Genomic DNA, 13,457 nt, shown 5'->3' on the forward strand with positions numbered 1-13,457 from the left:
GGCCACCTAGTTGACGTTGCGAACGAAGCGATTGGCGATCTTCAAAAGCACGGTCACGAACACGACGATGATGATCAGGTAGACCATCGCCAGCATAGTGCCGTAGCCGACATTCGAACGGTCGCGGTATTCGCGGTAGATGAAACTGGTGACGGAATCGGTGGCGCCTCCAGGCCCCCCGGACGTGATCGTGATGATGATGTCGGCGAGCTTCAGCTTGAAGATGATGCGCAGGATGACCGCCGTCACCGACACCGGCAGCATCAGCGGAAACGTAACCTGCCAGAACGTCTGCCACGGGGTAGCGCCGTCGACCTTTGCGGCCTCCAGTACTTCGCGCGACATCGCCTGCAGTCCGGCCAGAAGCATGATCATCATGAAGGGGATGAAGGTCCAGGCATCAAGCACCATGATCGAGACGCGCGCGGTGATGGGATCGCTGAAAAAGGCCGGGTTCTCCCAGCCGAGATGGCGCGCCAGCGTCGCGGCAGGTCCAAAACGAAATTCCATCAGCGATTTTCCGATCATCCACGACACCGCGACGGGCGACAGCATCAAGGGCAGCAGGAACACCACGCGGAAGAATTTCCGAGCGCGAATCTGGGCGTTGAGCAAAAGGGCGAGGCCGAAGGCGATGGCGTATTCGACCAGCACCGCCAGCACATAAAGCACCATATTGAACAGCGCGTTTCGGTAATAGGGATCGACCAACATCTGCCTGAAATTGTCGAGCCCATTGAATTTTCGACCGCTGAGGGAGGCAAGGTTCCAGTCCGTCAACGCGATATAGAAGCCGAACAGCGTCGGGAAAATGACCATGGCAATGGTGAACAGCAGCGCCGGCAGCAAAAACAGGGCGCGCTGGCCGTCTTCGCCACGCCTCAGCACCTGGCTGACGCCGAGCGCGACACCCCACAGCACATAGGCGTAGACGATCGGCCGCCATGTATCGAAACCGAAGCCGATGCTCCCCGCCCTGTACAATATCTGAACCAGGATGGTCGCCAGCAGGCAGGCCGTCGCCAACACCATAAGCGCTCGACCGAGTCTTCTGCGGCCCGGCGGTATCAGATCGCCTGTAGCCGCATTCGCCGGCCATCCGTTCATTGCCGATGTGTGGGTCGAAGTGTGGTCAGCCACGCTTTTGCCGCTCAGGAAGCTTCGATAATCGGATTGGCCCGGCAGCGTTTCGGCCGCCGTGCCAGAACTCATCAGTTCGCAAGCCTACATCCCGAGAGAAGCCTTGTAGAGCTTGATCTGGTTGTCACGACCGATCTGGTCGGTCAGTTTCTCCCAGGCGGCGGCGATGGCGTCGGCGCCTGCCTGCGCGGTATTCTGGCCGGCGAAGACCTTGGCCAGCTCGTCCTCGGCGATCGAATAATACTGGAAGATGCCGGGGATGCGCGGCTCGATCGCCGCGTTCGGGTGGTTGTAGCTGTCCGATTCCGACTTCAGATAGGACGAGATGAACGCCTCGTCATAGCCTGCCTCGACCCATTCCGGGATGTTGAAGTGAGAGTTGCGGTAGGGCTGGAAGCCGGACGGATACATCGATGTCCAGATGGACAAGTCCTTGCCGCCAAGATGCGCCGCGGCTGACCAGGCAGCCTTGTGCTTCTTCTCGTCGCCATCAACCCGCGCCATGACGTAGACGCCCCAGCCGAGATAGGCGCAGTTCGGAGCGAAGTTGGGGCCGCTGGCCAGTTTTTCCCACGCGCCGGTCTTGGAATTGTAGACGTCGTCGGAGCCCGGCAGGATCGAAAATCCGGTCAGATCGCCGACCACCGAACTATCGCTGGTCTTGACGTTGGAACCGACGTCGCCCCACCAGACCACCATCGAGCCGGTGCCGGCCAGGAACTGCTGGAATGCAGTCGTGTTCGGGTCGGCGTTGATCTGGTCTGACGGCTCGAAGGGCAAGGCGTCGACGACATCCTGGATGGCGCGGACCCAGCCGGGATTGTTGATGCGAGGCTTCATCGTATCGGCGTCGAACAGCCAGGCCTTGTCGTCAGGGTGTTTCACATAGGCGGTGGCGCGGCTGCCAAGGAAGTAGAAGCCGAAGCCGCCCCATGGCTTGGGCGCGTCGAGATAGCCGAACACATCCTGCCCACCGGCCTTCTTGCCCTTGAGGAACTTGGTCGTGGCCTGTACCTGCTGCCAGGTCGTGGGCACGCCCCATTCGGCAAGGCCGGCCTTGTCGCCGCCGTCGGCTTTCCACGCTTCCGCGAGCCCCGCATCCGAAAACACGTCGGTGCGATAGTTGAAATTGTGCGCATCGCCGTCGACCGTGACGCGATACTGCTTGCCGTCCCAGGTGCCGACCGGCGGCTTGAGGTAGCTGACCAGATCGTCGAATTCGATCTGGGTCTTGACCCAATCGGGCATTTCCGACGTGAGCCCCTTGCCGCAGACATCGCCTTCGAAGGGCGCGCCCATTTCGATGAGATCGAAATCGACGGTGCCGGTGGCGACCGACTGCTGCAGGCGCGCATTGTAATCGGCCTGGGCCAGATCGATCCAATTGATCTTGGCGCCGGTATAAGCTTCCCATGGCTTCAAGAAGCCACGAAACAGAACGTTGTGAAGGTTCTGGTTGTTCAGGCCCATGAATGTCAGTTCGACGCCGGCGAATTCGCCTTCCTTGATGCTGGCCTTGGTCGCTCCGAGGCACATCTTGCCGACTTTCTGGAAATCGGCATCGGTCGGCTGCCCCTTGCCGACACCGGGGATTTGAAGAATCTGCTTGCGCAGCGCTTCGTCGGCCGAAGCCGGCCGGGTGAACATGCCCAGCCCGGTACCGGACGCCGTTGCAAGAGCCGCGACACTGGCTGCGCCCTTGAGCACGTCACGACGGGTAGCACCCGCCGCCAAGAGTTGGTTGTAAATTCCTGCTTTCATATTGGTCCTCCCAGACACGATCCCGATACACGAAGCCAGCACTGCTGGATGACGGCGCACTGATCGCGCCTTCCCGTACATTGGAACGGCGATGCCTCGCATCGCTCGACACCCTATGTTCGGGCAGTCCTGCAGGTAACCTGATTGGCGAGCGGTACTATTCTCGTAACCGGGAGCCGTGTCAACGAGCTCAGCTTTTTATCTATAAGAGACTGTCTTGCTATCTGTAAGACCGTCTTGCCCTCGCCGTTTCCGTTGGTTAGCTTCGCTGGAAAAATGGCTCCTAGGGCCGGAAGAGGGCAAATGGCTCAGGTCGCGATCACCAATGTGGGTAAGGCGTTTGGGCAGGTAAAGGTCCTGCACGATGTCAGCGTGGACATCGCCGATGGACAATTCGTGGTTCTGGTCGGCCCGTCGGGTTGTGGAAAATCCACCTTGCTGCGGATGGTTGCCGGTCTTGAAACGGTGTCCGGCGGCACGATCGCCATCGGCGAGCGGGTGGTCAACAACCTGCCGCCGGCCAAGCGCGATATTGCCATGGTGTTCCAGAATTACGCGCTCTACCCACACAAGACGGTCGAGCAGAACATGGCCTTCTCACTGAAGTTGAAGAAGACGGACCCGAAAATCGTTTCCGAACGGGTGACCCAGGCGGCCGATATTCTCGACCTCGCGCCCTATCTCAAGCGCTATCCCCGGCAGTTGTCCGGCGGCCAGCGCCAGCGTGTCGCCATGGGCCGCGCCATCGTGCGCAATCCGCAGGTTTTCCTGTTCGATGAACCGCTTTCCAACCTCGACGCGAAACTGCGCGTTCAGATGCGCAAGGAAATCAAGGAACTCCACCAGCGGCTGAGGACGACTACGATCTACGTCACCCACGATCAGATCGAGGCGATGACCATGGCCGACAAGATTGTCGTCATGCGCGACGGCCGTATCGAGCAGGTCGGCGCACCGCTCGACCTCTTCGATCGCCCGGCCAATCTGTTTGTCGCCGGTTTCATCGGCTCCCCCTCGATGAACCTGCTGAAGGGGGTACTTCGGGCCGGCGCGAATCCCGTGGTGGACATCGGCGGCGTAGCCTTTCCGATTCCGCCAAGCAGAAGCTTGGAAGGCGGACGCAGCGTCATCTACGGCATCAGGCCCGAGTATCTCGAAATCCACCCGGACGGTGTGGAGGCGCGCGTCTCGGTGGTCGAGCCGACCGGCTCGGAAACGCTGGTCTTCCTGCGGTTTGGCGATAACGAGATCGTCGCCCTGTTTCGCGAACGCCAGGACTTCACGCTGGGCGATACGCTTCGCCTGAAACCGCGGATGGACAAGGTCCATCTTTTCGATGCGGATAGCGGCCAGCGTATCTGATTTTACCGCGGAACGGGGATTTGGGGACAAAAGAATGCTCAAAGGGATCAGCCCGCTGCTCAATGCCGATGTGCTTCACGCTCTGCGGGCGATGGGGCATGGCGACGATCTCATCATCGCCGACACCAATTTCCCCTCCGATTCGACCGCGCGGCAGACGCGGCTCGGCAAGCTGCTACGCATCGACAACGTCACCGCCGCCGAGGCGATTGAAGCCATCCTGTCACTCTATCCGCTCGACACTTTTGTCGACGATGCCGCCGCGCGCATGGAAATTGTCGGCCATCCGGACGAGGTTCCACCCGTCCAGCAGGAGGTTCAGCAGGTGGTGGACAAGGCCGAAGGGCGGTCGCTGCCGCTGCTTCCGGTTGAACGCTACGCTTTTTATGAACGCGCCAAGCAGGCCTATTGCGTGATCCAGACGGGCGAGCGCCGCTTCTACGGGTGCTTTGCCTTCCGCAAGGGCGTCGTCGCGCCGGACGCCGAGTAGCGCCATGGTCAAGGCCAAGCCAATCATCATCCTTGGCGTCTTCGTCGCCGACACCGCGTACCGGGCTTCCCGGCAACCGAGGATGGGCGAGACGATCCTTGGAACCTCCTTCACGCTCGGCCCGGGTGGCAAAGGCTCCAACCAGGCCGTTGCGGCCGGCAGGCTTGGCGCGGACGTCACTTTTCTCACGCGCCTCGGCGTCGATGCCTTCGCCGACCTCGCCAGGAAAACATGGACGCAGGCCGGCGTCATCAGCGCCGCCATCGACACGCCCGACAGCTATACCGGGGCTGCCTATATTTTCGTGGAAGAAGCTACCGGCAACAATGCCATCATCGTCAGCCCCGGTGCCGCCTCGCTCATATCGCCAGCCGACATCGACGCCGCCGCCGGCCTGATCCGCTCGGCCGGCGTGTTCGTCACCCAGCTCGAACAGCCCATCGACGCGGCCCTGCGCGCGCTGGAAATAGCCCGTATCGCGAAGGTGATGACGATCCTCAACCCAGCGCCGGCAGCCTCACTTCCGGAGCGTATTTACGGGCTTTGCGATTACATGACGCCCAACGAGACCGAGGCCGAGGAACTGACCGGTGTGAAGGTTTTTTCGATTGACGACGCCCGCCGCGCCGCCGCCGTCCTGCTCGCCAAGGGCGTGGGGACCGCGATCATCACCCTTGGCGACAAGGGCGCGCTGCTGCACACACAGCACGGCTCGCATCATGTGACGGCCTTCGATGCCGGGCCGGTCGCGGAAACCACCGGCGCGGGCGACGCCTTCAACGGCGGATTGGCCGTCGCGCTGTCGCGGGGCGTCGAGCCACTCGAAGCGGTCCGGTTCGCATCGGCGGTCGCCGGCATTTCGGTGACGCGGCCGGGCACCGCTCCCTCCATGCCGACGCTTGGCGAGGTCGAGGCGCTGCTCGCCAAAGCGTGAGATTTTGGTCTCGGCGTGTCGGCGACAGACGTCTACCGGTGCTGGAATTGCGTCAGCGTTTCCGGGAACATCTGCGCGGAAAAGCCCGGCAGGGATGGCGCCTTGTAGGCCGCATTTTCAATGATGCATGGGTCCATGAAATGCTCATGGAGGTGGTCTACATATTCGATCACCCTGCCGTCCATCGTGCCGGAAACCGCGACGAAATCGATCATGGAAAGGTGCTGCACATACTCGCAAAGCCCGACGCCCCCTGCGTGGGGCCAAACCGGCAATCCGTATTTCGCTGCGATCAGCAGCACGGACAGCACCTCGTTCAGTCCTCCCATCCGGCAGGCATCGATCTGGACGATATCAATGGCGCCTTCCGCGATGAACTGCTTGAAGATGATACGGTTCTGGCACATTTCGCCTGTCGCCACCTTTACCGGCGAAACGGCCTGACGAATCTTGCGGTGCCCGGCGATATCGTCCGGGCTGGTCGGTTCCTCGATGAAAAGCGGCTTGCAAAAAGCCAGCCTGTTTACCCACTCGATGGCCTCGTCCACCTCCCATACCTGGTTGGCGTCGATCATCAGATGGCGATCCGGGCCGAGCACTTCGCGCGCGATCGTCAGGCGCCGAATGTCGTCGTCCAGATTCGCGCCCACCTTCATTTTTACATGGTTGAAACCGGCGTCGACGGCCTCTCGGCACAGCCTGCGAAGTTTTTCGTCGGAATAGCCTAGCCAGCCGGCCGAGGTCGTGTAGCAGGGATAGCCCTTTTCCTGCAGGACCCGGATGCGCTCCCGCTTACCCGCTGAAGCTTTTTTGAGAATCCGCAGCGCGTCGTCCGGCGTTAGCACGTCGGTCAGATAGCGGAAATCGACGATCTTGAGGACTTCTTCCGGCTCCATGTCGGCGACCAGACGCCAGACAGGCTTTTGTGCCTGCTTGGCCAGAAGGTCCCAGACGGCGTTAACGACCGCGCCGGTGGCAAGATGGATCGCGCCCTTATCCGGCCCTATCCAGCGCAACTGGCTGTCGCCCGTCAGGTTACGCCAGAACCGGCCGGGTTCTTTGCGGATCGCGTCGATATCGAGGCCAACCACAAGGTGCCGCAAGGCTTCGATGGCGGCGCAAACCACCTCGTTTCCGCGTCCGATCGTGAAAGTGAAGCCGTGCCCTTCGAGACCAACCGCATCGGTTTTGAGGATGACATAGGCCGCCGAATAGTCCGGGTCGGGGTTCATCGCATCCGACCCGTCCAGTTGTCTGGAGGTCGGGAAACGGAGATCGAAAACGTTGATGTCGGTTATCCTGTGCATTTCCTGTCTCTCCTGACTGAATAACGGTCGACGATGATGAACCTCAAAGCCCCGGGTTAATCCTCCTGGAAGCTGAGTGGATGAGGCATGTAACCGACAAAGCCCACGATTTTCCACCGCCCTGCTACCCTCGTGCAGAAATACAGCGTTTGCCATTTGAGCTGTTCAACTGCGCCGCCCGGCTTTGCGATCGTCCCATGGAACTTCTTGTGTAGAACCGCACTGTCGCCATCGACGTCGATATCGCGCATGTTGGTGACCCGAAACAGCGCGGCACGCAAAGGCTCCGCGAACTCAGTCGAAGCGGTTTCTCGGGCCTGTCGCAGCCATTCGTTGCGATAGGCATCCACCGAAGGGAACTGCAGCCGCCAGGACTCCGGGTTGTTCAGGAAATGGGCGTGCATCCCGAAAAAACCCGGGGTCACGAAATCGCCCTGAACCATCGACCAGTCCTGCGCGAGGAAGGCGTCCACGTCGCGCCGCACCAGCATTTCCCACAGTTCATGGCGGTCGGCATCGCCGGGCGGAAACGGATTTCTGTCAAATATCATCTTGGCCTCTCCCCGTGATGAAATGTTCCGATTGGTCGAGCCGTTCCGTCCCCTGAACGGTCTAGTCCAGCGCCTTGACCTTACCCGGAAATCAATTCCAGAAACGGCAGATTGCCGGCCAGCAAGCCGGCATCGACATTCAAGGTGGTGCCGGAAATGCCACTGGCGAAGGGGGAGGCGAGGAACGCCGCCGCCCGCGCCACCTCCACCGGCTCCACCAGCCTGCCCAGCGGATAAAGCTTGCTCACCGCAGCCAGAATGCCCGGCTCCTGCGCGATGCGGTGATCCCAGGCGCCGGTCCTGATAGAACCGGGACCACGACATTGGCGCGGACACCGTTTCGGCCCTCTTCCGTCGCCACCGCCCGCATCCATGCGTTCAGCGCCGCCTTGGCGGCGGAATAGGCCGGGTTCCCACAATGGACGAAGGCGTTGACCGACGAGATGAAGACTAAGGCCGTGCCTTCCGGCTGGCTGCGCATCGCGGGAAGAAATGCCTGCGTCAGCAATGCCGCACTGCGGAAGTTGATGTTCATTTCATGGTCAAGCGCGTCGGTCGAAACGCCCGCCAGCGTCTCGGCTCGGGTCCAGCCAGCATTGGAGATGACGGCGGCCGGCACGGCCTCCGTGCAGACCTGATCGGCAAACGCGGCGACGGCGCGGTCGTCGAGCAGGTCGAAATGATGCGCCTGCGAAATCTCCGGCCTTGCCAGATCGCTTCCCTCGACATCGCAGGCGACGACCCTGACGCCGAGTTCGAACAGCACCCCGACCAGCGCGCTGCCGACGCCGCCGGCACCCGTCACCACCACCGTGCGACCCTTGAAACCGATCATGCACCGTCCGCCTGTGCAGCACTTTACGTCCGAAAGCCTAGGCTTCATGGAACAATCGTTGAAGGTGGAACGCAAGATGCCGGTCGCTTTGTAAGAAAGCAACACGGCTTCCAAACATAATGTTGCTTTCCAACAAAAGCTGCACGAGGATCGCAACCATGCACGACGACAAGGTGACACATGCGCTATGACCTTCTTGTGAAAGGCGGACGGGTCATCGACCCAGCGTCCGGACTGGATGCGGAGCGCGATGTCGCCGTTGGCGACGGCAAGATCGTAGCTATCGAAGCGGACCTGCCGGCCGCGAATGCTGCCCGCGTGGTCGAGGCCTCCAGCTGTCTGGTGACGCCTGGTCTGATCGACCTGCACAGCCATGTCTATTGGGGTGGAACCTCGCTAGACGTCGATGCCGACTGGCTGGCGGCCAAGAGCGGCACCACAACCCTCATCGACGCGGGCAGCGCGGAGGCGGGCAATTTTCTCGGCTTTCGGCGCACGTCATGGAACGCTCCAGGGTCCGCATCCTTGCCTATGTGAACATTTCCTTTGCCGGCATTTTCGGCTTTTCCCAAACGGTCATGGTCGGCGAGTGTGGCGATCTCAACCTGTGCAATCCGCGCGAGGTGGTGGCGATCGTGCGCGAACATGCGGACGTGATCGTTGGCGTCAAGGTTAGGTCCGGCCGTATCGCCGGCGGCACCAGCGGCATCGCACCGGTCGACATCGCGCTGGAGGCCGCCGATGCGGTAGGCCTGCCGCTGATGACGCATATCGACGAGCCACCGCCGGGCCGCTCCCAGGTTCTGCCGCGCCTGCGCAAGGGCGATGTGCTGACGCATTGCTTCCGGCCTTTTCCCAACGCGCCGATTTTCGCCTCGGGCACGGTGCGGCCGGACATGCGGCTGGCGCGCGAACGCGGCGTCATCTTCGACATCGGCCACGGCATGGGGTCGTTTGATTTCGATGTGGCGCGCGCCATGCTGAAGGAAGGGCTGGCGCCCGATGTCATTTCAAGCGACGTCCACCTCTATTGTGTCGATGGTCCTTCCTTCGACATGCTGGTCTGCATGTCGAAGCTGCAGGCGCTGGGCATGCCGCTGCTGAACGTCTTGCGCGCCGCCACGCAAAAGCCGGCCGACGTGATCGGCCGCGAGGACCTTGGCCGGCTCGCTGTCGGCCTGCCTGCCGATATCGCGGTGCTTCGCGAGCGTTCCGGCCGCTTCACCTTCATCGATTCACGCGGAACGGCCATGGTCGCCGACCAGCGGCTGGTCAGTGACGGCATCGTTGCAGGCGTAACATGGTGGCCGAACGAGGACGACAATGCGGAGGAGACGGAGCACTTCCAGCCGTCTCGCCAATGCACGCATGTCGATCTCGCCACGCGTTACTTCGCGAGAAAGCCGCAGCAGCAATAAGTGCCTGCGGAGACCGCCGGCCTACCTCACTTCGGCGCAGCGTAGACAGGCGTTGGAATTCCTTCCATCCGGGCCTTGATCTGCATCGCCACGAGCTTCGAGTAGAAGCGCGACAGCGCCAGATTGCCGCCCTGGAACCACAGCGCTTCCTGCGCGGTCGGCTTCCACATGTTGCGCGGCTCGCCATGCCACGGGCCGGGATCACCGCGAACGCCGGAGCCGAGACCCCAGCACGGCCCGATCCTGTCCGCAGCCTCGCGCGACACCACCTGAGCGACCGTCTCGTGCATGGATTGGTAGCCGGTGCAGGCGATGACGGCATCGACGGCAAGCTCCCTGCCGTCCTCGAACAGGATGCCGTCCGGGGTCAGCGACTTGATGCCAACCCCGCTGACCACGCCGATCTTGCCGTCGATGATCAGGTCCGAGGCGCCGACATCTATATAATAGCCCGCCCCGGTGCGAAGTGCTTTCATCATCAGCCCGGTCTCGTCGTCGCCGAAATCGATGGCGAAACCGGCGCCGGACAGGCGGTCGTAGAAATCGGCGTCACGCGCCCTGATCCGGTCATAGAGTCGCCTCTGGCCTTCCGGCATCAGCGCGAAAGGCACGGAGGCCGCCATCATGTCCGCCTTTTCGGTGGTGATGCCCCGCGCCAGCGCATCTTCCGAATAAGTGTCGAATGCCAGATTCATCAAGGTGCCGGATTTCACCACCGTCGTCGGCGAGCGCTGGATCATGGTGACGTTTGCGCCGCTCTCCCACAGGTCGACGCTGACGTCGTGGCCGGAACTCGCTGCGCCGATGACCGCGCAGGCCTTGCCGCGAAAACGCGACCCGTCGAAATACCGGCTGGAGTGCAGCAATTCGCCCTTGAAGACGTCGGCGCCCGGCAGGTCGATCATCCTGGGCGGGCCATAGGCGCCGGTGGCGAAGACCAGTTGCCTGGGCTTGAGCGTGACGCGCTCGCCATCGCGGTCCACCTCGACGGTCCAGGTCTTTTCCGCCTCGTCATAGGAGGCGCTGGCGCAGGTGCTGGAGGTCCAGTAGTTGAGTTCCATCACGCGCGTGTACATTTCAAGCCAGTCACCCATCTTGTCCTTGGGCGTGAACACCGGCCAGTGCTCCGGGAACGGGACGTAAGGCAGGTGATCGTACCAAACCGGGTCGTGCAGCACGAGCGAACGGTAGCGGTTGCGCCATGAATCGCCGGCGCGGGCGTTTTTCTCCAAGATGATTGTCGGCACGCCGAGTTGGCGCAGCCGTGCGCCCAGCATGATACCACCTTGGCCGCCGCCGATGATCACGCAATAGGGTTGGGTTTCAGTGCCGAGTTCCTGCGTTTCGCGCCGCCGTGCCTCGGACCAGGTCTCGCGGTCGGGGTCGGCCACGTGCTTGACGCCCAGCGGGCGCTTCGGCCCGCTGCGTTCCTCGAACCCTTTAAGCTCGGTCACGGCCGTGAACAGGGTCCGGCATTTGCCGTCGCGTAAACGGATCGCCCCTTGCCCGCGCGCCGCAGCCGTCTCGAAGGTGAACCACGCCTCCACGCAGCCGTCTTCGTCCGTTGCCGCTTCCCCGGAAAGGTGCCAGCCGTCCGGCCGGCCCGTCGCCAGCGTCGCATCGAGCATGTCCCGGATCGCGTCGCGACCCTCCATGGTCTTGATGTTCCAGGTGAAGGCGAGGAGGTCGCGCCAATAGCAACCTTCGAGGAAGAGGCCCGCCGCCGCGCTGGAATCGCGCGCCTCCAGCGCCTGTGCCAAGGAACAGAGCCAAGCGGCTGCCTGTTTCGAAGGTGCGGTCACGAGCATCGATCTTCCCCTGTTGCATGCGCGGCCTTTCCGGGCTGGGCGCTTGGCGCGCTGCGGTCTCAGTCACCCAGCGGTTCCATTTCCTTGCCGGTGCGATGGATCTGGACATTGTATTTGATCCGGCGAAGCGTTTCGCGGGCGGATGGGCCAAGCGCGTAGCCGGTCGCCACCGCCATCAGGTCGATCACCGCCAGGAACGCGAAGCGCGACGCCGTCGGCTTCAGCGTGTCGGGGTATTCGGCAACCGCGACCGTCAGCGCGACATCGCTGACCCGCACCAGATCGGTATCGGGCGCGGTCAGACAGATCGCGCCCGCCCGGTAGTGCTTGGCGATCTCGACGGCCTCGATGACTTCGCGTGTCCGCCCCGTCGCCGAGATGGCGATGACCAGATCGGTCGGCTTCAGGGTCGAAGCGGCCATGCGCATTACGTAAGGGTCGCAGTGCGCGCTCACCGTGATGCCGTACCGGAACAGCCTGTACTGAATCTCCTGCGCCAGCGCCGAAGCGCTGCCGCCGAGGCCGAACACCACCACCTGCCGTGCCTTGGCGATGAGGTCGGCCGCTTTCTGCACCTGTACCGGGTCCAGTTGGCGTTCGGCTTCCTGCAGCGCGCGCCGCGCCTCGCCGAAAACGGCGCTCCAGCAAGGCACGCCATTGGCGGCGTCCGCCGTAGGCTCACTGCTGAGATAGAGCGCGCCCACGACTAGGCTCTGCGCGAGCTTCAGCTTGAAATCGCGTACCCCCGCACAGCCGATCGTGCGGCAGAAACGGGTTACCGTCGGTTCGCTGACCCCCGCGCGCTGCGCCAGCACCGCATTCGACGCATCGACCGAAAACTGCACATTCTCTAGCACCACGTCGGCGACGGCCCGCTCCGCCGGGCTGAGATTGCTATAGCTCTCCTTGATCAGCGAAATGATGTCGGGGATGCGCGGCGCATCGTCCTGCATCCCGGCATCGGCCCGCGATGAAACGGCGCGCGCACCGCCGTTCGCCTGGTTCGGGGCGGGCGCTTTCGTCCGCTTTGCTCGCAGGTCGTCGTTTCGAGCCATGCCGGTCCACTCCTTGCGACGGGTTCATCCGACCAGCCGTCACCGTGAGTATGTAGGAATGCAACACGTTCTTCAAGGGTCATTAAAATGTATATATTCAATTAGATAAGACAAGTTATCGTATGCAGGTTACGCCAATTCGTTGTCTCGCTTGACAACTAAGTAGGATAGTTACAAACTCGTCTGGCAAAGAGACGACCTTGATGGTCACGGCGCAATCCCCGAGGGACGAATGAACGCGGGCGGTGGTCGGTTTCCTATAGCAAGAAAGCCCCTGCCGAAGTGGGGCTGGGAGGGAGCACCTACCGCAACTGCATTTCAATCCTTTCCCGGACCACTTGGTAAATATGATACGTTTTCGGGTGAGAGCGGCGGTGCAAAAACCTACCACGGTAGCGGCGGGATAGTCCCGCTTCGGGCGGTGTAAAAGCCGGCCACCTATTTTCCTTCTGCGACAGGAGCAGGAGAGTTGGGGATCTATACCGTGGAATTATATCTGAAGGTTCGTCTGGCCTGTTCTGAAGGAATGAGTCGACGTCAGGCTGCAAAGCATTTCAACATATCGCGCGATAGCGTGGCCAAGATGATGTCGTATTCGACGCCGCCCGACTATCAGCGCCAGTCACCGATCCGGCGGCCCAAGCTGGATGCGTTTGTTTCAACGATCAATCACCGGCTTGATGAGGACGTTACCTGGAGTTCGGCATCGAAATCATCCGACGATCCGACACCCAAAAGGGCTTCGAGGTTCTGCCTCGCCGCTGGGTGGTCGAGCGAATCTGCTCCGCAGAACAAC

Annotated in this window: 9 protein-coding genes and 3 pseudogenes; 5 read left to right on the forward strand and 7 right to left on the reverse strand. The window is 61.9% G+C overall.

Annotated features, from left to right (window positions below):
• Positions 1–6 precede the first annotated feature (6 nt).
• Together ACX3P1_RS19900 and ACX3P1_RS19905 are read right to left on the reverse strand one after the other, a co-directional pair.
• Complete coding sequence (locus ACX3P1_RS19900; RefSeq protein ID WP_459081359.1) at positions 7–1,107, reverse strand: carbohydrate ABC transporter permease; 1,101 nt, start codon at positions 1,105–1,107, stop codon at positions 7–9.
• A gap of 117 nt (positions 1,108–1,224) precedes the next feature.
• Positions 1,225–2,901 carry an ABC transporter substrate-binding protein gene (locus ACX3P1_RS19905; protein ID WP_459081332.1) on the reverse strand — a complete coding sequence of 559 codons (1,677 nt, stop codon included), beginning with the start codon at positions 2,899–2,901 and terminating at the stop codon, positions 1,225–1,227.
• 303 nt (positions 2,902–3,204) lie between these two features.
• On the opposite strand from ACX3P1_RS19905, the gene ACX3P1_RS19910 reads away from it, so the two are divergent.
• The 3 genes from ACX3P1_RS19910 to ACX3P1_RS19920 are packed head-to-tail and all read left to right on the forward strand — an operon-like array spanning position 3,205 to position 5,687.
• Positions 3,205–4,263 carry an ABC transporter ATP-binding protein gene (locus ACX3P1_RS19910; protein WP_459081333.1) on the forward strand — a complete coding sequence of 353 codons (1,059 nt, stop codon included), beginning with the start codon at positions 3,205–3,207 and terminating at the stop codon, positions 4,261–4,263.
• 34 nt (positions 4,264–4,297) lie between these two features.
• Positions 4,298–4,753: an RbsD/FucU family protein gene (locus ACX3P1_RS19915; protein ID WP_459081334.1), complete on the forward strand. Its 456-nt coding sequence runs from the start codon at positions 4,298–4,300 to the stop codon at positions 4,751–4,753.
• A gap of 4 nt (positions 4,754–4,757) precedes the next feature.
• On the forward strand, positions 4,758–5,687 hold the full coding sequence (locus ACX3P1_RS19920) for a ribokinase (RefSeq protein ID WP_459081335.1): 930 nt from the start codon (positions 4,758–4,760) through the stop codon (positions 5,685–5,687).
• 32 nt (positions 5,688–5,719) lie between these two features.
• Here the strand turns inward: ACX3P1_RS19920 and ACX3P1_RS19925 are convergent, their stop codons facing one another.
• From ACX3P1_RS19925 to ACX3P1_RS19935, 3 genes and pseudogenes are all read right to left on the reverse strand, one after another.
• Positions 5,720–6,994: an L-fuconate dehydratase gene (locus tag ACX3P1_RS19925; RefSeq protein ID WP_459081336.1), complete on the reverse strand. Its 1,275-nt coding sequence runs from the start codon at positions 6,992–6,994 to the stop codon at positions 5,720–5,722.
• A gap of 56 nt (positions 6,995–7,050) precedes the next feature.
• Positions 7,051–7,545, reverse strand: coding sequence for a hypothetical protein (locus ACX3P1_RS19930; protein ID WP_459081337.1), 495 nt, complete (start codon positions 7,543–7,545; stop codon positions 7,051–7,053).
• 80 nt (positions 7,546–7,625) lie between these two features.
• Positions 7,626–8,380: pseudogene (locus ACX3P1_RS19935) on the reverse strand (SDR family NAD(P)-dependent oxidoreductase).
• A gap of 180 nt (positions 8,381–8,560) precedes the next feature.
• On the opposite strand from ACX3P1_RS19935, the pseudogene ACX3P1_RS19940 reads away from it, so the two are divergent.
• Positions 8,561–9,798: pseudogene (locus tag ACX3P1_RS19940) on the forward strand (amidohydrolase/deacetylase family metallohydrolase).
• A gap of 26 nt (positions 9,799–9,824) precedes the next feature.
• Here the strand turns inward: ACX3P1_RS19940 and ACX3P1_RS19945 are convergent.
• Together ACX3P1_RS19945 and ACX3P1_RS19950 are read right to left on the reverse strand one after the other, a co-directional pair.
• On the reverse strand, positions 9,825–11,606 hold the full coding sequence (locus ACX3P1_RS19945) for an NAD(P)-binding domain-containing protein (RefSeq protein ID WP_459081338.1): 1,782 nt from the start codon (positions 11,604–11,606) through the stop codon (positions 9,825–9,827).
• Positions 11,607–11,665: 59 nt separating this feature from the next.
• Positions 11,666–12,559, reverse strand: coding sequence for a MurR/RpiR family transcriptional regulator (locus tag ACX3P1_RS19950; RefSeq protein ID WP_459081360.1), 894 nt, complete (start codon positions 12,557–12,559; stop codon positions 11,666–11,668).
• Between the two features lie 586 nt (positions 12,560–13,145).
• Between ACX3P1_RS19950 and ACX3P1_RS19955 the strand changes: the two are divergent.
• A pseudogene (locus ACX3P1_RS19955) lies at positions 13,146–13,349 on the forward strand (IS21 family transposase); the annotation flags it as partial.
• Between the last annotated feature and the right edge of the window lie 108 nt (positions 13,350–13,457).

The organism is Mesorhizobium sp. A623 (genome assembly GCF_054489405.1).